Genomic DNA, 22375 nt, shown 5'->3' with positions numbered 1-22375 from the left:
GGTATCAGCCGTCGGGCCTGTGATCAGAACATTATTGCGCCTTTTGCGGCTGTTGCGCTTTCCACGCTTTGAACTCGGCCCATTCGGCGCGGCGTTCAGCCTGTTTCTTCTGGATCTCGTCGAATTTCTTCTGTTGATCCGGTTTCAGCAGGTTGCGTACGTCAGCTTCGGCTTTCTTGTGGTTGGCCGCCATCTCGTCTTTCATGGCTTTCTGGTCAGCCGGCGAGAGTTTTTCCAGGTACTTCTCGACCACCTGGCGACGTTCGTGCATCTGCTCGCCCATGATCTTGCGGATCTGATCGCGCTGTTCGCGGGTCAGGTCGAGTTGGCTGTACGGGCCTTTGCCGTGTTCGCCGTGCATCTGACCGCCGTGGCGTGGGCCGTCGAGTGGGCCACCCATCGGGCCACCATCCTGTGGCATGGCCATGGCGACGGTTGGCAGAGCGGCAGCGAACATCAGAGCGATAAGAGTCTTGCGCATGGTGTATCTCCTTGTCTCGTTCCCGGTACGTTCCGGATGAGTACAGATTACGGAGATCAAGGTCAGCGGCGGTCAGCGCTGCGTAAAGCTTGGGTAAAGACGCTTTGTCTCCAGCCTTACACATATCCCCTGTAGGAGCTGCGGCACGCTGCGATCTTTTGATCTTTAAAAGCATCGCAGCCTTCGGCAGCTCTTACAGGTTTGGGGTTGTTTTCAACACCGTGAACATAGATTAATGAGCTGTCGAAATGTGAAAAAGCGGCTATAAAGCGTTTAACTGTCCACCAGAGAGTGACAATGAACCCGTTCGAAGACATGCGTATTTTTTGCCAGGTCATGGACTCCGGCAGCTTCACCGCTGCAGCCGATCAGTTGGGTCTGTCCAAGCAGTTCGTCAGCCGCCGCTTGATGCAGCTCGAGGAGCGCCTCGGTGTGCGCTTGTTGAACCGTTCCACCCGACGCCTCGACGTCACGCCACTGGGTCAGAGCTACTACGAGTCGGCGCTGCGCCTGCTCGGCGAAGTGGAGCAGGTCGAACAGGGCATCGCCGGGCAGACCGCCGAGCCGCGCGGGACGATTCGCGTCAGTGCGCCGCTGTCGTTTGCCGTGGCGCATCTGGGTTGTCTGTTGCCGCTGTTTTTGCAGCGCTATCGCGATGTCACCGTGGAAGTGGATTTGAGTGATCGCCCGGTGGACCTGCTCGGCGAAGGTTATGACCTGGCGTTGCGCATCGGTGTGCTGGAAGACTCGACGCTGATCGCCCGGCGTATCGCCGCCATCGAACGGGTGTACTGCGCCAGCCCCGCGTATCTGGCCGAACGTGGCACACCGCTCAACCCCGAAGACCTGCACAGCCACGACTGCCTGCCGTACGGCCATGGTCGTTCGGTGCAATGGCGCTTCAACGCGGGGCAGGGCAAGCCGCTGCTGGTCAACGTCACCGGGCGCATGCGGGTGAACAACGGCGAGCTGCTGAGGGATGCAGCGGTGCAGGGAATGGGGATTACCTATCTGCCGACGTTCATCGTCGGCGCGGCGCTGAAGGACGGGCGACTGGTGCCGGTACTCGACGACTACAGGCCCGAACCGCTGACCCTGTCGGCGGTGTATCCGCAACATCGCCAGGCGTCGCGACCGGTGCAGGCGTTGGTCGAGTTTTTGCGCGAGCGCCTGAATCAGATGTAAGCGTTCCGAACTACAGGAGTGAGCCTGCTCGCAATAGCGGTGTTTCAGTCGATGATGATTTGGCTGAACCGCCACAATCGCTGGCAAGCCAGCTCCCACAGTGGATCGGCGGTGCGGCTTACAAAGTCGCAACAACCGTATTGATTGGGCTGTTCTAGACTCGGGGCCGCTCAATCACGAGCATCGTCCGGAGTGCGCCATGGAAGTGCCCAACAATAAAACCGCCATCGACAGCAATCGACAGGCGTGGAACGATTCCGCTCGCCATCATCGTGAATCGGCGGAATGGCGAGCGCTGTTGAACGACGTTTCGCAGGCAGATTTTTCCTGCCTCGACGATACCTTGCGCGGTCTGCTGGAACAGGTCGGCGTGGACGGTAAAGAGTTGATTCAACTCGGTTGCAACAACGGTCGCGAAAGCCTGTCGCTGTTTGCTCTCGGTGCACGCAGTGTGGTCGGCGTCGATCAATCGGAGGCGTTTCTCGAACAGGCTCGCGAATTGAACCAGCGCTCGCCGTACAACGCTGAATTCATCGAAAGCGATATCCATCACCTGCCGGCTGCGCTGCACAGCCGCTTCGACGTGGCGCTGATCACCATCGGCGTGCTGAACTGGATGCCCGACATCGGCGAGTTCTTTCGCCACGTGGCGTTAACCCTGAAACCGGGCGGCAAACTGGTGATCTATGAAACCCATCCGTTTCTGGAAATGGTCGACCCCGACGCCGAAGACCCGCACCGCCTCGCCAGCTCCTACTTCCGCGCCGAGCCATTCGTGCAGGAAGAACCGATTGTCTACGTCGGCAAGGTCGAGCAGCAGGCGGCCAAGTCCTACTGGTTCGTGCACACCCTCGGCGCGATCTTCAGCGGCGCCATCGCGGCCGGCCTGAACATCGCACACTTCAGGGAATATGCGCATTCGAATCGGGAGGAGGTGTATGACCAGTACCTGAATCGGCCAGCGCAGATGCCGCTGTGCTTCACCTTGGTCGCCAGCAAGGCCTGAAGCTTTCCATCGCTCCAACCGGCCTCATCGCTGGCAAGCCAGACTCCCACAGGTCTTCGGGTCTACACAACATCCTGTGGGAGCTGGCTTGCCAGCGATGGCGGCAGTCAAACCACCGTAAATTCTTCAGGAAACAGACTGATTGATTGCATGCCCCGGTTGAGCACAAAGATCAATGCCAAGGGCATGAATGACTTTTAGCACCGTCTCAAATCGAGGTTTTGCTCCGGGCGCAAAGGCCTTGTACAGACTTTCCCGACCCATGCCAGAGTCCTTGGCGATTTGAGTCATTCCGCGTGCTTTGACTACATAGCCGATTGCTCGGAGGAACTCTTCATTATCGCCGTCTGCAAGTACTTGTGAGAGGTACTCGCTTATGGCTTCGTCGCTATCCAGCAGTGCCACCATGTCGAACGTTGTCAAAGTCTGGCTCATGATTAAACCTCCTTTGCCATTTTTTTTTGCGCGTTGTATGTCTGCACTTGAGTGGATTTATCACCTCCTGCCAGCAGTACGATGATTGCACCGTTACGCTTTGTGAAATAGACCCGATAACCAGCGCCAACATCCACTCGCAGTTCCGATACGCCATCGCCAACGGATTTGGCGTCACCCAAATTGCCCGTCGCAGCACGATCAATGACGGGTAATTGCAATTCTGGCTCGCAGGTCTCGAACAGAGGCATGCCAAGCCCTGAAAACCGCTGTTTGCTGGATAAGATAAGTCATTGCTCGACTGTATCCAATTGGATACGGTCAATCTATCGGTTGGATCTCTAAGCGACGCCGGATGCGCCAATAGAGGTCGTAGGCAGTGATCCCATTATTTGTAGGAACGAAAGCCTCTGTAGGAGCGAGCCTGCTCGCGATGGCGGCCAAATGGCCGCCATGTCTTACGACCGAATCACGCCTGCGCCGCCGCACTCACCACCGGCCGCCCAGGTTTGCGCAGGGGGTCCAGGCGTGAGCCTTGATAGCGGCTTTCGCGGTAGAAGCGCCAGCGGCCGAACAGGCCGTAGACGTGGGTGACGCGGCCCTGTTCGTGGTAGCCCATGCGGATGTGCAGCTTCAGCGCCGGGATGTTGTGGGTTTCGCAGACGTCGACGACTTTGTCGCAGCCTTGAGCCGCCATGGCTTCCCAGAGGGCGACTTGTACGTCCACCGACAGGCTGGTGCCGAAATACGGCCGAGCCATTTCGCCGCCGAATTCGAAGAACTCGCCAGGTTTCACCGGGAACCAGCAGCCGTAATAGTGGCGGTCGTGGTAGTCGCGAATGCTGCCCCAGATGAAGGCCACCGCGTGGCCGTCGGCATCGAGGTACATGTGTCCGGTGTGACCCTCGGCGGCGAGTTCGGCCATGGTGTCGACGCGATCGCCGAAGTGTTTGGCGAACGCCCCGGTGTTCAGCGGGGTGATATCGACTTTGCGCAGGCCTTCGTAGGGGCGCAGCGTGTGCGGCGGCACCGGGGAGACCAGATCGCGCTCCATCCACAGCAACTCCCAGTGGAAGAACACGTAGCGTTTCCACAGGGTGGCGAAGAGACGGCCGAGGCCTTTTTGACGGATGCGTTCGCGCAGCTTTTCGATAACACTCATGTTGCCCTCCGTGGCCGAGGCCCGGTGTGGTGGATGTTGCTGTTGTGAGGATGAATCAATCGAGTGCCGCGGCACCCCGTAAAAAATCTTTGTTCAAATCGGCATAGGACACCCGCGGCACCCCCCGTCAGCCGCTGCTCCAGCACGCGGTTCAGGGATTCTCCGGGGTTGAGATAGGCATCGCCGAAATCGCTGTCGAGCTGATTGGGGTGGGCGACGATTTCCAGCACGCCGTCGCTCGGTGCGGGGGCGTTGCGCAGGTCCACTGGCGTGCATACGTAGTCCGCCGTCGCGCCGGCCAGGCTCTGCAAGCGCCAATTGAGCAAACCTTTGAACACGCGTTTCGGCAGACTGAGGTTCTGCCCCAGATTGCGCGCCAAACGAATCGGCACGCCTTGCTGAGCGGCAAACCGCGCGACGATTTCACCAATCGGCCAGATGTTGTGCACGTGTTGGTGCGAATCGATGTGGCTTGGCCGTACGCCATGCTCGACACAACGCTGCCACTGCGCCTGCAACTCTTCTCGTACTGCGTCGCGATCTTCGCGACTCAGCCACAGGCTATGGCGTGGCAGGCTCAGATCGAACACGCCGTGGCCATCGCAAAAGGTTCGGCTGCGCAGAATCGAAGCACTCAGCGGCCGGCCGTAAGTCAGATTGAAGTGCAATCCGACCCGACCTTGCAGCGATGCATGCCTGGCCATCGCACAGGCCGCCTCAAACGCCGGCATGTTGGCCATGGCCGTGGCCGAGCTGATGACCCCAGCCTGAAACGCGGCGAAGATCGTCGCGTTTTCGTTCGGGCTCAAACCGAAATCGTCAGCGTTGACTATGACTTGGCGAGGCATGATCGCCCTCCGTGGTGATGACGACAGGTGTCGGTGCCGGTCTGGCCGCACGTCGCACGCGCCATTGCTGCACCGTTGGTTTCAAGCGATGCCAGAGGCGCAACCCCAGCCCCAGCAATATCCCGCTGGGGCGCCAGGAATAGAAACTCCAGCGCCAGTGTTCCAGTTGCCCGGTCATGCGCTCGTGTAACTGGTGGCTGGAGTTTTCCAGGCTGACCCGCGAGGCATCGATCCAGCGCCAGTGCTCATCCAGCCCCCAGCGAATCCATTCCTCCAGCAACACCCGGCCGCTGCCCAGATCGGCGTATTGCGGCAGGAACGCGAGGTTGTAATCGTAGAGTCGGCCCTGTTCGAACAGGCCGAGCCGATAGCTGATGCAACGTCCGTCCAGTTCCAGCATCACCACGCGCACCCGATCCGAAGCGGCGAGGGCGGTGAAGGCGGTTTCCATGCAGCGGCGGCTGCGTTCGCTGGCAAAGATCCCGACGCCTTCGTCGCCTTTCCAGCTGACCGCTTCGACTTCGCTGATGGCCTGCAACAATGGGCCCATGCTGGTCGCGTCGGGAATGATCCGCCGCACCTCGGCGCCGCACGCGGCAATCCGTTTGCGTGCCCGGCGCAGCTTGTAGCGCGGGTCGCCCGAGACTTCCTGGCGGTCAGCCTCGCTGATCAGGTGCACCGGCACCCGGCAACTCAAGCGACGTTCGCCGGTGGAGCTGTGGGCCATCCATTCGGTGAGCACGCTTTCGTCGCCGACCGGCTCGGAGATTTCGTTAAATTGCAAAAGGGCGTGGGGCACTCGCTGGCGAATCAGCCGCAGGACCTGGCGCATGTCTTCGGCGCCCAGCAGTGATAGCAACGCCAGGCGATCGGTCAGCGGATAACCCAGGTGATGCACTACACGAAATGGCAATCCGAAAAACCTTTCACGGCTCGCCACCAGTGGCAGGCACAGGCGCAATTCGTCTGCTTCCCAACCCAGCAATACATGCAGCCGCTCATGCGCGTCGAGCGCCTGCTCTGCCGCACACAGCCAGTCGAGGCTGTTGAACGGCGTGTGATCCGTCACCCGCAGGCGCAGCGCTTCATAGGCCGCCGCCGGAAAGTCGGGTGCGCACAACGAAGTGCGCCATTCGAATCGCGCCATAGACTCAGGCCGCCGTTGCTGTGACAGGTGGACGGGACGGTTTGCGCAGCGCATCCAGCCGCGAGCCGCTGTAGCGGGTTTCGCGGTAGAAGCGCCAGCGACCGAACAGGGTGTAGACGTTCATGATCCGGCCTTGCTCGGTGTACCCCATGCGCAAATGCAGTTTCAGCGCCGGGATGTTGTGGAATTCGCAGACGTCCACCACCTTGTCGCAGCCTTGGGCCGCCATGGCTTTCCACAGTTGCAGTTGCAGGTCTACCGACAGTTCGCTGCCCCAGTAGGCGCGGGTCAGTTCGCCGCCGAACTCGAAGAATTCCCCGGGTTTCACCGGGAACAGGCAGCCGTAGTAATGCCGGTCGAAGTAGTCCCGTGCGCTGCCCCAGATGAACGCCACGGCATCGCCCTGATCGTCCAGGTGCATGTGCCCGGTATGCCCTTCGTTGGCCAGCTCGGCCATGGTCCCGACGCGGTCGCCGAAGTAGCGGGCAAAGGCGCTGGCGTTGTCGGCGGTGATTTTTACTACCCGCAGCGGCGGGTACGGTTTGAGGCTGTGCGGTGGCACCGGACTGACCAGATCGCGCTCCATCCACAGCAGTTCCTGATGGAAAAACACGTAGTGCTTCCACGCCTTGGCGAGAGTGGCGCGCAGGCCTTTTTGTTTGATGTGCTGGCTGAGTTTGCTGACGGTACCCATGTTCTATACTCCGGCGATATCGCAGGGCGAACGACTGTGGCGAGGGAGCTTGCTCCCGCTCGGCTGCGCAGCAGTCGCCAATGGGGTCGCAAGTATTGGGGCTGCTTCGCAGCCCGGCGGGAGCAAGCTCCCTCGCCACAATTTTGTTTTCGCCATGCATTGTCTGAAATTCGGGTTCATGACGCGCTCCAGCTCAGGGCGAACAGGGTTTCCCCTGGCACTTCGAAGCTGACGCGTCCGTCGCGGCAGGCAAGCGGCGCGTCGCGGCTGCGGTTGTCTGCGCCGAAGTAACGCAACGCACCGTTGTTGAGTGGGCACTTGGCACCACTCAGGTCGACCCGCTGCAAACGCGTGCCCTTGTTCACACCGAGCAGGCCACGCTGGTCGTCGCCGGCCATCGCCAGCACATCGACTTCAAAGCCGTCGTTCTCCAGCCACAGCACCTGATGCAGCCAGTGCTGCGCGATGAACTGCTGGGCCAGCCCCACCGGTTTCAGCTCAAAACGCTCAGCGCCCAAGACCCGGATCATCCCTTTGGGGTATTCCGGTTCATCGGCGGCCTGAAACCAGTTGAGCATGCTCAGCAAACCGTCCTGCGAGGCGTTGATCACCACCGAGGTCCACCACAGCGCGGCGTAGCGGGTTTCCTGATCGTAGGGGCTGAGGCTGGAGCCGCTGGACAGGTTGGTCTGATCCAGCAGCAAAGCCTTGCGCGGTTGGCCGCGAGCGTCGAGGCCAACCAGTTCGGCAGCGCGGCGCACGCTGTCGCGGTAGACCCGGGTGGCGAGCAGATCGCGGATCATCCATTCGTGCCACGCCAGCGCGTCGATCTGCCCGGCGGATTCACCGAGCAAGCGCCGCGCCCAGTCAATGCCACGCTTGTCTGCCGCGTTATCGGCGAACGGCCCGTTGACCAGCCGCGAACTGGCCGGCATGGCGATGCGCACGCCGGCCCTGGCATTCGCTGGATCGCTGCGTACTTGCCTGGCCATGCTGGCGAAAATCGCCCGGTATTGCTCGAAGCTCGAATAGTTGAGGTTCGGCTCATCGGCAAAACCGATGTAGTGCGTGCCTTTGCCGCCCAAGGCGCGGGTGCTGGCCAGCCACGCGTCGAGCCCGCCATTGCTTTGCACATCGGCGCGCAAATCGGCCTGACGCTGGCTGCCGGCGAGCAGGGTAATGTCCTGACGGATGCCGAAGCGCTCCTGATAAACCTTGCGAAACGCGTCTTCGAAGTGCGGGTTCTTCGCCGTGACATCGACAAAGCTGTAGTAACTGGCGGCGGTCGCTTTCAACGCATCCAGCACCGCATGGCTACTGGCGGGCGGCATCACGTAGGGCAGGGCGATGCCCAGATCCGGCGTGCGTCCGAGGATTTTGTCGTGCAGGGTCAGGTGGATCTGGCCGGTCTCTTCGCGCACAGGTTTGAGTTGCTGCGGCGTCTGCGCAAACCGATTGGCCGTGCCGTCGAGCCAGAACGCCGCTTTGCCGCTGCCTTGCAGGCGCAGACGCCAGACCTGTTCGCGTTCGCTGACCGGCAACGCCAGTTGATCGAACTGCCAGTAGGCGCGATAGGGTTTGAGCGCCAGCGTCAGTGGCTGATCATCGCCCACGCGTTGCGCCTGCAGCGCGTTGACCCCGCCATGAAACTTGCCGGCCAGCACCGCGTGTTCCCCTGGCGCCACCTTGAAATACAACTCGTCGCCGTTCTGTGTCTGCGCGCTGAAATGCACCTTGGCCGGCTCGAACAGCGCCACCGTGTGCTCATCGTGTTCGACCCGATAATTGCGGAAGCTGTAGCCAGGGATTTCCAGGCGATAACTGGCAGCGCCGGGCAGCAACGGCCAGCTCTGGGTGCCGCGGGTTTCGCTGGCCTTGATCAAGCGTTCGCCCTGCAGTTTGCCCTGGCCGTCGAGCAGGTACAGATGCTCTTCGTTGGCGTCGGCCTGCCACGCCGGAGTCCAGCGCACGGTCACGCTGTCCGGGCGGTCGGCTTGCAGATACAGGCTGCCGTCGCGGATTTTCGCCCCCAGCGCATCGACGCGGCAAAGGCGTCCAGCGACAGGCCGAGACCGAGCAGCAGGACCAGGCGGTTCATGCGGCCTTCCGGTGCAGCATCTGCCACATCGGCGCGATGTCACTGGGCAGGATGATCAGGGTTTGCCAGAACGCCACGCCGCTCAAACGGCAGTACAACACCAGCATCGCCACCGTCACCGCCAGATAGGCAATCGACGACGCCGCTGCTGCGCCGACGATGCCGTAGGCCGGAATCAACACCAGGTTCAGCGCCAGATTGAGCAGGGCGCCGAGGCCCATCAGCAGCGACACCGTACCGGGGCGGTTTTTCCCCAGCAGGTCCAGACGCAGGATGCTCGCGTAGCACAGCCCGAGCAGCCCCGGCAGCAAGGCGAGCAGCGCCGGATACGCCGGTTGGTAAGCGATGCCGAACAGGGTGACGATCAGCCAGTTGCCGATCACGGCCATGCTCAGGCACGCGCCGAGCATCACTGTGGCGGTCAGGCGCAGGGCCAGCGGGGTGACCTTGTCCATGCCTTCGTCCTGTTGCAGCAGGCGTTTCATCAGCGGCGTGGTCACCGCTTCCGGGACGATCAGCAGCAGTTCGGCGGCGGCGCTGGCCATCGCATAATGACCCAGCGCGGTGCTGCCGAGCAGAGCGCCGATGAACAGGTAGTCCGAGCGCAGAATCACCTGCTGGAACAGCAGATCCGGATGGCTGCGCGCACTGTAGCGCAGCAGTTCGTTCTGGCTGGCGCGATCCCATTGCAGGTGCAGCGGTTGCGCGCGTTTGAGCCAGACCCAACCGGCCAGCACCACCAGGCTGATTCCGGCCAGCCAACTGATCAACGCCGCTTCCAGTGCCGCGCTTTTCCACATCCAGAACAGCGCGAGAAACAGCAGCAGCGGCGCCAGCGATTCGGTCAGGCGCAAGGCGTTGAACGCGACCACGCCACCGGAGGCGTTGTGCAGGGTCAGCAGACCGCTTTTCAGCACGGTCAGCGGTACCGCCAGCAGTAACAGCCAGGCCAGCAGACCGAGCTGCACGGTGACATCCAGTTCACTGCCGAACTCACGCACCAGCGCCACCACCAACAAGGTCAACAGGCCGGCGAGCAAGCATCCGAACACCAGCACCTGACTCAGCAGCAACCCCATCGGCCGTTGCTTGGCGGCCTGATAACCGACGGCTGAATTCAACCCGCCACTGGTGGCAGCGCTGATCAGATCGGGCAAGGTGCTGAGCAGCGCAAACAACCCGCGCTCACTAGGGCCGAGGATCCGCGCCAGCAGCACGTTGCGCAGCAAACGCAAGGCGATCATCGCCAGTTTGGTGCCCATGCTCAGCGCCAGATGCTTGAGGTAATGGCTGCGGCTCATGGCCGGTTTCCACGAAAGATGCGCCACGACAGCAGCTCGGGATTACGCGCGGTGCGTTGGCTGACGCCGAAACGTGGCAGGTTCAGTGGATCGCCTTCGCCACGATAGATGCCGGTGCCGGTGCCCAGCGCGAACGGGTAATCGTGGGCAGCCATCTGCTTGCGCACACGGTCGTCATTGTTGCCGTTGGGGTAGCAATACACCGGCAGTGGCCGGTTGCAGCCGTTGTTCAAGGCGTCGCGGCTGCGGCGGATTTCTTCGCTCAGGCGCACATCGTCCAGTTCCGTGAGGATCGCGTGGCTGGCGCCGTGCGGGCCGAAACGCACCAGTCCCGAGGCTTCCAGCGCCCGCACCTGATGCCAGTCCAGCGCTTGCGGCTGCGCTTCGGGCGGACATTCGTCAGTCAGGCGTTGGAGCATCGCCGGTTCAAGGTCTTTGAGGCTTTGCAGGTAATGCAGCAGCGACAGGCTGCGGCGGTCGACATCGATGTCATCGACCAGTACCGGCAGTGGGTGGTGGATCATGTGCAGGTATTCGATCAAGTGCATGCGGGCCTTTTCGCCATGCTGCCCCACAGGGTCTCGCCAAGGCTTTCCCACCAGAAGCGCTGGCGGCTGCCGATGAAGTCGGTGGAGAGAAAGATGCTCGCCGGCACCTGATGTTTTTGCAGCAGCGGGAACGCATTGACCGCGTTGTCGCGCCAGCCGTCGTCGAACGTCAGCGCCACCCGTGGACGGTCGCTGCGCAGTGAGGTGGGCGCAAGGATGTCCATCAGCGGTACGCAATCGAAGTGTCGGCGCAGCCACACCAGCAGGTGCTCGAAGGCTTTCGGTCCGACACACAGCTCATTGCGGTGCGGCAAGTCGGCGGCGCGGTCGTTGGCCAGCACCCGGTGCAACATCAGGATCACCCCGGCGCCGTGCAGCTGATTACGTCCCACCGGGGAATTGAGGTAAAGCCAGCCACTGGTGCGTTTTATTAATTGTTTGATCGCCATGGCTTCGCTCCTTTCAACGGTTTTGTTCAGGATTCCACTGGGCGTAACGCTGGCCGCGCAGGAACTGCCACAGGCCGATGCTCATGCCTGCCAGCGTGACCAGCAGAAATGCCGCAAGGCGAAACGGTTTGGGTAACCGGTGTTGTGAATCCAGCAGTCCGGCAATCGCCACGGCGTAACCGAACAGTTGGGCGATCAGGGCCAGTCGATAGAATCCGTGGTCCTCCCACAGCCAGAAATTGCTCAGCAGCAATGGCAACAGGAGGATCGGTGCCAGGCGGCGGATCAGCTTGTGGCTGATCAGCGCAATCGAATACAAGCCATGTTTGAACGGGTTGAGCAGTTCACGGCGCTGGGCGAGGCTTTGCAGGCCACCGACGGTGACGCGTTGACGGCGGCGGAATTGTTTATCCGCTTCGTCGACACCGTGGTCGATCACCTGCGCCTCGGGCACATAGACAATGCGCTTGAAGGCGACCGGCGCGCAGGTGCTGAGAAAGAAGTCGTCATTGACCTCCGCCGGTACGCTCTGGAACAGCTCGCGGCGCAGGGCGAGCAGGGCGCCATCGGCCGAGACCATGCAACCGGTGCGATTCTCCACCCGGCGCAGCCAGCCCTCGTAATGCCGGTACAGACTGTCGCCGACGCTCAAGCCGCCACCGGTCACCGGAATCACCATGTGCCCGGCGCAGGCGCCGACATTCGGGTCACTGAGGGGCGCGAGCAGGTAGCCGAGGGTTTCCCGCGACCATTGGTTATCGGCATCGGTGAACACCAGAATATCGCCGGTCGCCAGCGCCGCCCCGGCGTTCAGCGTTGCCGCTTTGCCCTGGCGCGGCAGATCGAGGACGGTGATGCACGAATCGACCACCTTGTGCGCACAGGCCACGGTGTCGTCGCTCGAGCCGTCGCTGGCGAGGATGATCTGCAGCGTGGCCGGCTGATAGTCCTGCGCCAGCAGCGTGCGCAATTTGTGCTCGATGTGCCGCGCCTCGTTGTGCGCGGCGATCACGATGCTGATGTTCAGCGGCGGCGCCGGGCTGTGGCGCCAGGCCGGGAACAGCGGCGCCAGCACAGTCAGCAGCAGCGGGTAGCGAGGTAGGCGTACACCGGCAGCAGCAGGCATAGCCAGAAAATGAATTCAGCCACGGGCAGGCCTCCTGGCATTCCAATGACACAGACTGAGAATGAACGCGGCACCCGCCAGGTGCAGGCGCACCCAGTGCAGGCCCCAGAGTTGCAGGGTCAGGCCGATGTCGCGGTGTTTGATACTCTGCCGCACGCTCAGCACCAGCCCCGGCAGAAGGGTCAACGCGACCATGATCGCGGCGTGATGCGGGAAGCCGTCGAGCAACGCTGAAATCGCCAGGAAATCGAGGATCCACACCGCAATCGACAGCAACGGAAAACGCAGCAGGCGCAGGCTGAACCCGTGGGTGCGCAGCAGTTGCAGATGACTGCCCTGGCGCCACATTTCCTTGCCCATCCACTCGCGCCAGTTCATTTCGTAGCCCCAGTGCAGGGCGACGTTGTTGTTGATCGAGAGCAATACGGCGCCGTTGTCGCGCAGGCGCAGGGTGAATTCCTTGTCCTCGCCAGTGCGCAGGTGTTCGTCGAAACCGCCGACCTTGTCGAACCAGCGCCGGCGCATCAGCAGGTTGGAGCTGGGTAGCCAGTCCACCGGGTGCGAGCTCTGGTTGGACGGGCGCAGCGTGCGCCGTTGCCAGGCAGCGGCGTACCATGGGCGCGGCAGCGGGGGTGTGCAGGTCCAGACCGAAACACATCGGCCTGACCTTCGGCTTGCAGCTCGAACAAGGGCTTGAGCCAGTCTTCGGGCATCTCGACGTCGGCATCGATAAACGCGATCCACTCGCCGCTTGCCAGCAGGGCACCGCGATTGCGCAGCGCACCGATCAACAGGCCCGGCAGCACCAGCACCTGCGCGCCGAATTGACGGGCGATGTGCGGGCCGTCGTCGTTCGAGCCGTTGTCGACCACGATCAACTCGCAGTCGACATCGGCCGCATGTGCGGCTTTTTGCGCGGCCAGCAGCGTGCGGCCAATGTGCCGCGCCTCGTTGAACATCGGGATGATGATGCTGATCCGGCTCATGGTCTGGCCTCGGTCAGTGGCGCCTGTTCGGCTTTGAGGCGCAGGACGCTGGTCAGCGCGAGCATGATCCACACGTATTTCTGGTTCGGCGCGCTGAGGAACATCAGGAACAGGGTCAGCGACAGGAAGCTCACGCCGAGGTGGGTCATCAGATTTGCCTGTTGCCAATCGCGCCGCCGCATCCACGCGGCGCGTGCGCGAATCAGGTTGTACAGGCCGAGGCCGAGCATACCGACGAACAGCAGGCCGGCAGGAATCCCCAGTTCACTGAAGATTTCCAGGTAGGTGTTGTGCGCACGGCGGTACAGGTCGCCGATCTTGCGGTTGGCGGAAAACGCCTTGGCGTAGCCGGTGGTCGCGTAGTGCAGCGGGAAGGTGCCGGGGCCGGAGCCGAGCAACGGGTTCTCGCGGATCATCTGGCCGCCGACCACGATGTACGAGGCGCGGCGGCCGAGGGATTCGTCCTGTGCCTTGGAGCCGGCGCTGAGAATACTCAGCGACTGAATACGCGCGACGTAGCCGGCGGGCATCGCGTAGATTGCCAGCGGGATCACGATGGCTGCACCGAGCATGGCGAAGCCCAGGTGCCGAGGGCGAATCCGCGTCAGTTGCGCGCGGTAGTGCCAGCAACCGATCAGCAGACTCAAGGCCACCACCACCAGCCCGGAGCGCGATTCGGTCTTGGTCATGCCACCGAGCAGCAGCAGGCAGCAAGCGCCCCAGAACAAGCGGTGCAGCAGGTTAGGCCCCCGAATCACCAGCAGCAGGCCCAGCGGAATGGCGAAGGCGATCAGCAGGGCGAAGGCGTTGGGGTCCTCCAGCAGCCCGGCGGCGCGGCCTTGATCCTGGAATTTGGTCGAGAACATCGCCATGGCGCAGGTGGCACTGACGCTCAGGGTCACCAGTCGGGCGAACAGGTCCAGGTTCAGTTCACGGCCGATCAACAGGGTAATGACAAACAGGATCAGCCCGACGCTCAGTTCACGCACATGCCCCAGCGACATACCAAGATCATCGGTGTTGAGCAAACTGAGGAAATACAGGACGAGGAACCACAGCAGAAACCGCCAGATATTGCTGCGCAGGCGCTCGCCGGGAATCTGATGCAGGGCCAGTTGCAGCATCAGGATCACCGCCAGCGAGGCGCCGATCAGTTTGCTTCCGGACAGCGCACTGTCCTTGAAGAAACCTTCAAACGGCACCAGCGCGGCAATGCCCAGCAGGCCCCAGGTCGGCTTGCGGTACAACACCGTGAACCCCACCAGACCAATGACCGCACCCGGTGCGAGAAATGGATAAGGGCTGGCGAGCAAACCGATGCACACCAGACCGAGCAGCGTGACGATCGAGAGCGGGAAAATCATGCGCGTGCCTCCCGTGCCGTGCGGATGTACAGCTGCGACCAGCGTTCGGCCAGGGCCTTGAGGTCGTAGCGATCCTGTTGCGTACGCTTTGCGTTGTCACACAATTGCCGAGCCAGGTTCGGCTCGTTCAGCAGGTTATCGAGCTGGCGGGCGAGGTCGGCGCTGGCGGCGGGTGTCGCCAGCAAGCCGTTGTGCCGATGCTCGAGTACATCGGGAATGCCGCCGACCGCAAACGCCACCACCGGCACGCCGCTCTGCATCGCTTCGAGCAGAATCATCGGCGTACCTTCGGTGCGCGAGCTGATCACCAGCGCATCCAGTTGCTGCCACCATGGCTGCATGGCGGTCTGGTAACCGGGCAGGCGAATTCGTTGCTGCAAACCTGCGGCGTCGATCCGCGCCAGCAGCGCCTCACGTTCCGGGCCGTCGCCGAGCATCACCGCGTCCAGTTGCGGATGCTGGTGACACAGCGGAATCAGGGCATCGAGAAACAGGTCCGGGCCTTTCTCGCTGCTCAAGCGCCCGACATAACCGGCCAGCCAGCGCTGACGGTCAACGTTGCTGACCCGCGCGGCGGCGGCGGGTAACCCGTTGGGGATCACCTGCAGCTTTTCAGCTTGCACGCTGGCCTGACGATGCAATACCGCGATGCTCTCGGCCACGCACACCACCCGATCCACCGAGGCGGTGCGGCACAACTGCAGACTCAGCCAGGTGTAAAACTTCTGCTTGCGACTGCGCGGGGTGAAGCCGTGTTGGGTGATGACCAGCGGCAAGCGCAACAGCGTCGCGCCGACCCAGCCGAACAACAGCCCCTTGAAGTTGTGAGTGTTGATCAGCGGCCGTTCGCTGCGCCGGGCCCGCAGGTGGCGCAACAACTCGCCCGGCCCGGCACAACCACGACAGTCCACCCCGGCCTCGCGAAAGCGCGCGATCAACGCTGGCGGTGCATCGAGAAACAGCACCTGGTGCTGCCCCGGTGTCGCCAGGCAGTGATCGAGCAACATGCGCTCGGCCCCATAGAAGCCGCCGCTGCTGAGCAAGTGAATGATCGGCAGCGCGGCGTTCGGGGTGGACAGCGTGTTCAATTGCGCACCCAGTGCACGAAGCTTGGCACGGTCCAGTTCTTGTGCGGATTGCTCGGCAGCACGTTCTCGTCGTTGATCACCAGCAACACCGGCAGGCCCAGTTCGTGGGAGATCTGCGCCGGGTGTTTGAAACGGTGATCGAAGAACTCACGCACATAGACCAGGGCAATCGCCAGCAGCAGACCGGTGAACAGCCCGAACGGGATGATCAGCAGCGGTTTGGGGAACGCCGGCTCGGTTGGCTCGAACGGCGGGCTGAGCACTTTGGCGTTCGACAGGTCATCGTTGAGCGAACCGGCGGTGCTGCTTTCGGCAAAGCGTTGCGCATAGGTCGAGAACGCCGTGTGCAGCGCGTCGATTTCCGTGTCCATCTGCCGCAGCTTGCTCTGGGTCTGTTGCAAGGTGTGGATGCGGTTCTTGAACTCGGCGATGCGCGCGGTTTTCTGATCGATCACCTGTTGCACCACGGCCAGGTCGTTGGTGCGTTCCTGAATGCGGTTGCTCACCACTTTGAGGAACTGCTGGCGGGTGCGGGCGATCTGCTCGCGGGTCAGCAGCATCGGCTCGCTACCGGGCTGGAACACCGCGAGGTCATTCATGTAGCGGCTGACTTGCGTGGTCAGTTGCTCGCCCAACTGTTTGATTTCCCGATCCTCGAACGCCACGTTATCGACGGTGGTGGTGAAGGTGAAGGGGAAGGTGTAGTCGTTGAGCTTGTTGCTGCTGGCGGCCGTCAGCGCAGTTTTCAGGTATTCGAGCCAGCGCTGGCTCTGCAACAGGCGATCCTGATACAGGTTCAGGGCTTGCTCTTCGGTATTGATCGCGTTCAGGCGGAAGGTGATTTCTTCTTTCGGATCGGACGATGCAACACTCTCCAGCAGCGCTTGCCGATTACCTTCCAGTCCATCGAGGCGCACCTGATACAGGTGCTTCTTGGTTTCGTAGAAAGACTGCGGCAGGTCGATCGACTGCAGCGCCTGACGGCTGACCAGATAGTTCTGCAGCAGGGTCGCAACGAACGTGGTGCCCTGATGCGGATCCGGGAAGCTGTAGATGATCGAGATCACGTTGGAGCCGGGCAGGGTCTCGATCTTCAGGCTGTTGATCGCATCTTGCGTCAAGCCATCGAGCACCGTGTCACGCACCGGATCGGTTTGCAGCCCGAGCATGTTGCGCAGCGGATTGATCACGTACTCACGCAGCGGCGAAGAGACGTAGCGCCGGATCGGATCACTCACCAGTTTGGCAAACATCCCCACTGGCGGGTTGTACTCGCCCTTGTCGCGCAGCTCGCTGATGGTCTGGCGGATCAGCGCCGGGGACCGCAGGATGTTGCTTTCGGTTTCCATGTCCGCCAGCGACGGCGGAATGAAGGTGGCGTTATCGACCGTCAGTGACGTGGTGGCGTCACCCTGGGAAAGTTTTTTCGACTGCACGATCACCTGGGCGGTGATATCGAAGCTCTGCTTGAGCACCAGCGGCAGTACCAACGCGATGACTGCAAAGATCAGGAAGACCCGTTTCACCAGCTGCTTGTTGGCGAAGAAGATCCTGAAGAACTCATGCAGGTAGTTTTCCTTTGGATTCATGATCGGTCACCTGAGAGTCAGTTGTTGTTACTGCCTTTGTTGTCGACGCGGTAGCCGAAGCTGAAACCCACGCCCTGGAACAGCACCACATCGGCCAGTTGCCGGGCCAGATCGCCGGCACTCGCCAGTTTGGTTTTCGGCACGAACAGCATGTCGTCCGGTTGCAGGTAGGCGATCTGCGACGCATCGCCCGACAGGGCTTTTTCCACGTCGTAGTGCACGGCCTGCACCTGATTGCCGTTGCGGCGCATGATCACCACCGAGTCCAGACGCGCCTTGACGTTGGTGCCGCGCGCCAGGGTCAGCGCCTCAAGCACCGATACCGGACGGCGGATCGGGTAGGAGCCCGGTTGGCCGACCTCGCCCAGCACGTAGATCTCGTTGCCAGCGGTGGACTTGAGCATCACATCGACGCTCATCCGCCCCGGCAATTGCGCGTACTTCTGGTTGAGGAAGGTTTCCAGTTGATTGATGGTCATGCCTTGCAGCGGCACGGCGCCGATTTCCGGAAAGCTCGCGTAACCGTCGTTGCCCACGGTGATCTCGCGGCTCATGCCGGTGGCCGGGTGATTCAGCGCGCTTTTCAGGTTCTGCTCATTGGTCAGCGGACTGATGACCTGCACCGTCAGTTGATTGCGGTTGGGCTGGAACAGCTGTTTGCGCTGGTAGGCACGCTGGATTTCATCGCGCGCCTCATCGGCGGTCAGGCCGGCGATTTTCACCGAGGTGTTGGCGCCGGGCAGGTTGATGGTGCCGTCGGGCAGCACCAACTGGTTGCCATTGAGCTGGCTGGCAGCGGTGAAGTTCAGGCCGATCTGGTCACCCGACTGCACGCGATAGGCATCCGAGCCGCTGGTGCTGATGTGGAAGATCACATCCAGCACGTCTTGCGGGCGCAAGGTCTGCTCGATCTTCGGCATGTCGGTGGCCTGGGCGTTGGCCGGGGTGGCGGTGAGAATGTTCACCGGCATGTGCTGGGTTTCGGAATTGCTCGAGCAGCCTGCAAGCGGCAGCATCAGCAGAACCAGTATCTTGGCGTTCATGGCGTCATCCCTCGCGTTTGCTTACAGGTTTTTGTAGAGCCACTTGGGCATGTAGTACTTGCGCCGGTTGAATACGCTGCCGACCACTTTTGCCCCGGCCTGGGTCAGGCGTTGCACGGCGGCCTGGGCGACTTCCCAGCGGGTGTCTTCGGCGCGCACCACGAACACCACGCCATCGACCTGAGTGGCGAGCACCAGCGTGTCGGCGGCGGAATACACCGCGTCACCGTCGATCACCACGAAGCGATACTGCGTGCCCAAGCGGTCGAGCAGCGGGCTCAGGCGCTCGGCGGTCAAGTGTTCGAGGGTGCGGATCGGCCGGCCGTTGGGCAGCACGTGGAACGGCAGGCTGGAAACCTGCACCACGCAATCCTGCAACAGCGGCGGGTTGTCCGGGTTGAACAGCAAGTCGCGCAGGCCGCGCTCCTTGCCCAGGTTCAATTGCTGCGTGAGGCTGCCCGCCGACTGGCTGGCGTCGACCAGCAGCACTTGGCCGCTGCTCATCTGCGCCAGTTGGCTGGCCAGCGCCAACGCGCTGGTGGTGGTACCGGCGCCGGGGTTGGCGGCGGTCAGGAACAGGATCCGCAGATCCAGATCCAGCACGGTCGAAATCAGGTTCGATTCGCTGGGGTTGGCAATGCTCAGGCTTTTGTTGGTTGAACCGTCCATTAGCTTGCTCCGTGGCCGCTGAATACTTTGAAGGGGGTTTTCAACAAGATCTTCAGATCAAGCAAAAGGCTTTGCTCGGCGATGTAGCTGAGGTCCAACTCAACGCGCTGGTCGAAGTCGATGTTGCTGCGTCCGGAGATCTGCCACAGGCCGGTCATGCCGGGGTAGATGCTCAGGCGCGCGAGGTGATTGTCCTTGTAGCGGTAGGCGTTGAACGAAGTCGGCCGCGGGCCGACCAGGCGCATGTCACCGCTCACCACGTTGAACAGGTTGGGCAGTTCATCGAGCTGGTGCGCCGCAGGAAACCGCCAATGCCGGTGATGCGTGGGTCTTTGTCGATTTTGAAATCGATGGCGTCGACCCCGTGCTTGTTGAGGTGACGCAGCGATTCCTTCAGCTCTTCGGCGTTGCAGACCATGGTGCGGAACTTGTACATGCCGAAGGTGCGGCCGCGATAACCGGTGCGTTTCTGCACGAACATCACCGGTCCCGGGCTGGTGAATTTGATGGCTAGTGCCAGGCCCAGCAGCAGCGGCGAGAACACCACCAGCAGCACCAGCGCACCGACGCAGGCCAATACCCGGTTGGTGCGGGACAGCGTCCATGGCCGGCCACCGTCACGGCCGGTCAACCAGCCACGGCCCTGCCTGTGGATGGCGGAATCGAGGCGCATTCGGTGCTCGGGATCCATGCGCTTGTCACGGCGCATCTGGTTGATCGGTACACCTTGTTCATGTCCAGTCATGGGGTCCTCCGCTGATGTTCAGCCGCGAGCGGCGCGTGGGCGATAGGCAGTGGGGTAGTAGTCGCGAAACCAGGCGATGAAACGCCCCAGTCCTTCATCCAGCTCGATCCGGGGCTGGAACCCGGTGGCCTGGGCCAGATCATCGGTCTCGGCACAGGTGTTGAGCACATCGCCCGGTTGCAGGGGCAAGAGCTCGACAATGGCTTTCTGGCCGAGGTGCTTTTCCATCAGCGCCAGGTAGGTTTTCAGCTCCACCGGGTGGTGGCCGCCGATGTTGAACAGGCACCACGGGGCCATGCTGCTGCCGGCGTCGGGGGTGCTCGCGATCCCACTCCGGGTGGCTGTGTGGCGGATGGTCGGTGAGGCGCGCAATGCTTTCGACGATGTCGTCTATGTAGGTGAAGTCGCGCTGGTGCTCGCCGTAGTTGAACAGTTTCAGCGGTGTGCCTTCGGTGATCGCCCGGGCAAACTGGATGGGCGACATGTCAGGCCGCCCCCAAGGGCCATACACCGTGAAAAAGCGCAGGCCGGTGCTGGGAATGCCGAACAGGTGGCTGTAACTGTGGGCCATCAGCTCATTGGCTTTTTTGGTCGCGGCGTACAGCGACAGCGGGTGATTGACACCGTCGTGCACCGAATACGGGGTGTGCTGGTTGGCGCCGTAGACCGAACTCGATGAGGCGTAGATCAAGTGCTCCACCGGATGGTGCCGGCAGCCTTCGAGAATGTTCAGGAAGCCGCAGAGGTTGCTGTCCAGATAGGCTTTCGGATTTTCCAGCGAGTAGCGCACCCCGGCTTGCGCTGCGAGGTGGATCACCACCTGCGGTTGCTCGCGGACAAACAACGCTTCGATCGCGGCGGCGTCGGCCAGATCAATGCGTGCCAGCGGGAAGTGCCCGACCTGATCGCGCACCCATTGCACCCGATCGTGTTTGAGCTGCGGGTCGTAGTAGCCGTTGAAATTATCCAGGCCGACCACCGCATGTCCGTCGCGCATCAGCCGCAACACGCAATGGGCACCAATGAAGCCGGCTGCGCCGGTTACCAGGATTTTCATGGGCGCAGTCCTTCGGGTGCGATGTGGCGCAGGCCGATGCCGCTGTAATGCAAACCGGCGGCGGCCACGTGTTCCGGGTTGTAGAGGTTGCGACCGTCGACAATCACTTTGGAGCGCAACTTGCTCGCCAGCAGCTCGAAATCCACCACGCGGAAATTCTTCCATTCGGTGCAGATCACCAGCGCATCGGCATCTTCGAGGGTGTCGTCGCGGGTGGCGCACAAGTGCAGATCGTCGCGATAGCCGTACAGGCGCCGGCATTCGGACATGGCCTCCGGATCGTAGGCCTGCACGCTCGCGCCTTCGGCCCACAGCGCGTCCATCAGGTAGCGGCTGGGGGCTTCGCGCATGTCATCGGTATTGGGTTTGAACGCCAGGCCCCAGATCGCGATCGACTTGCCGGCCAGGCCTTGCGGAAACTGCGCCTTGAGTTTGCTGAAAAGAATGTGCCGCTGGCTGTCGTTGACGTCAGTGACGCTGCGCAGCAGTTTCAGCGGCATGCCGTTGTGTTCGGCGGTGTGCAGCAGGGCGCGCAGATCCTTGGGAAAGCACGAACCGCCGAAGCCGCAACCGGGGTAGATGAAGTGGTAACCAATGCGCGGATCGGAACCGATGCCTTTGCGCACCGCTTCGATGTCGGCGCCCAGCAATTCAGTGAGATTGGCCAGCTCATTCATGAAGCTGATACGCGTGGCGAGCATCGCGTTGGCCGCGTACTTGGTCAGCTCGGCGCTACGGTTGTCCATGAACATCAGTTTTTCGTGGTTGCGGCAGAACGGCGCGTACAGCTCGCTCATCTGTTCGCGGGCCGCGTCATCGCGGGTGCCGATGATGATCCGGTCCGGGCGCATGCAATCGGCGAGGGCGCTGCCTTCCTTGAGGAATTCGGGGTTGGACACCACCCGCACCTTGAGGCTGCTGCGGCCGCGGCGCTGCAATTCTTCGCAGGCCTTGGCGGCGACCTGATCCGCCGTGCCGACCGGCACCGTGGACTTGATGATCAGGGTGCGATCGGCCTCCATGTGCGAGGCGATCTGCCGGGCGACGTTGAGCACATGGGTCAGGTCGGCGGAACCGTCCTCATCGGCCGGGGTGCCCACGGCGATGAAGATCAACTCGGCATGCTCCACCGCGTCGCTGGCCTGGGTGCTGAACAGCAGACGGCCAGCCTTGATGTTTTCTTCCAGTGCAGCGGATAAGCCCGGTTCGCTAATAGGCGGCACGGCTTGTTGCAGTTGTTTAATCTTGTTCGGGTCAATATCGACACATAAAACCCGATGTCCCACATCGGCAAGTGCGGCGGCTTGAATTAATCCGACATAGCCGGTGCCAAATACGCTCACGTCCATCTGCG

General features: G+C 62.0%; 14 protein-coding genes and 8 pseudogenes. 2 read left to right on the top strand and 20 right to left on the bottom strand.

The genetic code is table 11. The features are described 5' to 3' along the window. Window positions 1-31: 31 nt before the first annotated feature. Window positions 32-481, bottom strand: a complete 450-nt coding sequence (locus HT737_RS05375) for a Spy/CpxP family protein refolding chaperone (protein ID WP_041073072.1) — start codon at window positions 479-481, stop codon at window positions 32-34. 297 nt (window positions 482-778) lie between these two features. Between HT737_RS05375 and HT737_RS05370 the strand changes: the two genes are divergently transcribed. Both HT737_RS05370 and HT737_RS05365 read left to right on the top strand, forming a co-directional pair. Then, the gene (locus HT737_RS05370) at window positions 779-1666 is read left to right on the top strand and encodes a LysR family transcriptional regulator (protein WP_007961294.1); all 888 of its coding nucleotides are present in this window, start codon (window positions 779-781) and stop codon (window positions 1664-1666) included. 199 nt (window positions 1667-1865) lie between these two features. Next, window positions 1866-2672, top strand: coding sequence for a class I SAM-dependent methyltransferase (locus HT737_RS05365; protein ID WP_182401762.1), 807 nt, complete (start codon window positions 1866-1868; stop codon window positions 2670-2672). Window positions 2673-2798: 126 nt separating this feature from the next. Here the strand turns inward: HT737_RS05365 and HT737_RS05360 are convergent, their stop codons facing one another. The 19 genes and pseudogenes from HT737_RS05360 to HT737_RS05270 all read right to left on the bottom strand — a co-directional run bounded on the left by HT737_RS05360 (window position 2799) and on the right by HT737_RS05270 (window position 22370). Continuing rightward, window positions 2799-3107, bottom strand: a complete 309-nt coding sequence (locus tag HT737_RS05360; RefSeq protein ID WP_182401760.1) for an addiction module antidote protein — start codon at window positions 3105-3107, stop codon at window positions 2799-2801. 2 nt (window positions 3108-3109) lie between these two features. After that, a pseudogene (locus HT737_RS05355) lies at window positions 3110-3401 on the bottom strand (type II toxin-antitoxin system RelE/ParE family toxin). A gap of 175 nt (window positions 3402-3576) precedes the next feature. Beyond that, window positions 3577-4269 carry a GNAT family N-acetyltransferase gene (locus HT737_RS05350; protein WP_182401758.1) on the bottom strand — a complete coding sequence of 231 codons (693 nt, stop codon included), beginning with the start codon at window positions 4267-4269 and terminating at the stop codon, window positions 3577-3579. 55 nt (window positions 4270-4324) lie between these two features. After that, window positions 4325-5117, bottom strand: a pseudogene (locus tag HT737_RS05345) (ChbG/HpnK family deacetylase). Beyond that, window positions 5089-6264 carry a GNAT family N-acetyltransferase gene (locus HT737_RS05340; protein ID WP_182401756.1) on the bottom strand — a complete coding sequence of 392 codons (1176 nt, stop codon included), beginning with the start codon at window positions 6262-6264 and terminating at the stop codon, window positions 5089-5091. Before HT737_RS05340 ends, HT737_RS05345 begins: the two are co-directional and overlap by 29 nt. Before the next feature lie 4 nt (window positions 6265-6268). Continuing rightward, on the bottom strand, window positions 6269-6958 hold the full coding sequence (locus tag HT737_RS05335) for an N-acetyltransferase (protein WP_182401754.1): 690 nt from the start codon (window positions 6956-6958) through the stop codon (window positions 6269-6271). Between the two features lie 176 nt (window positions 6959-7134). Further along, a pseudogene (locus HT737_RS05330) lies at window positions 7135-9056 on the bottom strand (hypothetical protein). Continuing rightward, window positions 9053-10357: a lipopolysaccharide biosynthesis protein gene (locus HT737_RS05325; protein ID WP_047293348.1), complete on the bottom strand. Its 1305-nt coding sequence runs from the start codon at window positions 10355-10357 to the stop codon at window positions 9053-9055. The pseudogene HT737_RS05330 and the gene HT737_RS05325 overlap by 4 nt, the downstream one beginning before the upstream one ends. Then, window positions 10354-11354 (bottom strand): annotated as a pseudogene (locus HT737_RS05320) (polysaccharide deacetylase family protein). The gene HT737_RS05325 and the pseudogene HT737_RS05320 overlap by 4 nt, the downstream one beginning before the upstream one ends. 13 nt (window positions 11355-11367) lie before the next feature. After that, window positions 11368-12503 (bottom strand): annotated as a pseudogene (locus tag HT737_RS05315) (glycosyltransferase). Then, a pseudogene (locus HT737_RS05310) lies at window positions 12496-13466 on the bottom strand (glycosyltransferase). Before HT737_RS05310 ends, HT737_RS05315 begins: the two co-directional pseudogenes overlap by 8 nt. Further along, the gene (locus HT737_RS05305; RefSeq protein ID WP_182401751.1) at window positions 13463-14830 is read right to left on the bottom strand and encodes an O-antigen ligase; all 1368 of its coding nucleotides are present in this window, start codon (window positions 14828-14830) and stop codon (window positions 13463-13465) included. Before HT737_RS05305 ends, HT737_RS05310 begins: the two are co-directional and overlap by 4 nt. Then, window positions 14827-15918 (bottom strand): glycosyltransferase family 4 protein, encoded by a 1092-nt coding sequence (locus tag HT737_RS05300; protein ID WP_121186184.1) that lies wholly within the window; start codon window positions 15916-15918, stop codon window positions 14827-14829. Before HT737_RS05300 ends, HT737_RS05305 begins: the two co-directional genes overlap by 4 nt. Beyond that, the gene (locus HT737_RS05295; protein WP_108183136.1) at window positions 15915-17507 is read right to left on the bottom strand and encodes a Wzz/FepE/Etk N-terminal domain-containing protein; all 1593 of its coding nucleotides are present in this window, start codon (window positions 17505-17507) and stop codon (window positions 15915-15917) included. The genes HT737_RS05300 and HT737_RS05295 overlap by 4 nt, the downstream gene beginning before the upstream one ends. 17 nt (window positions 17508-17524) lie before the next feature. Further along, window positions 17525-18550 carry a polysaccharide biosynthesis/export family protein gene (locus HT737_RS05290; protein WP_047293356.1) on the bottom strand — a complete coding sequence of 342 codons (1026 nt, stop codon included), beginning with the start codon at window positions 18548-18550 and terminating at the stop codon, window positions 17525-17527. Between the two features lie 21 nt (window positions 18551-18571). Next, on the bottom strand, window positions 18572-19219 hold the full coding sequence (locus HT737_RS05285; protein ID WP_041066276.1) for a CpsD/CapB family tyrosine-protein kinase: 648 nt from the start codon (window positions 19217-19219) through the stop codon (window positions 18572-18574). Beyond that, window positions 19219-19892, bottom strand: a pseudogene (locus HT737_RS05280) (sugar transferase). Before HT737_RS05280 ends, HT737_RS05285 begins: the two are co-directional and overlap by 1 nt. Before the next feature lie 90 nt (window positions 19893-19982). After that, window positions 19983-21021, bottom strand: a pseudogene (locus HT737_RS05275) (NAD-dependent epimerase). Beyond that, window positions 21018-22370: a UDP-glucose/GDP-mannose dehydrogenase family protein gene (locus HT737_RS05270; protein WP_182401749.1), complete on the bottom strand. Its 1353-nt coding sequence runs from the start codon at window positions 22368-22370 to the stop codon at window positions 21018-21020. Before HT737_RS05270 ends, HT737_RS05275 begins: the two are co-directional and overlap by 4 nt. Between the last annotated feature and the right edge of the window lie 5 nt (window positions 22371-22375).

It is taken from the genome of Pseudomonas sp. MD195_PC81_125, assembly GCF_014060985.1.
GTDB classification, from domain to species: Bacteria; Pseudomonadota; Gammaproteobacteria; order Pseudomonadales; family Pseudomonadaceae; genus Aquipseudomonas; species Aquipseudomonas parakoreensis.
This window is presented reverse-complemented; position numbering and strand designations above follow the sequence as displayed.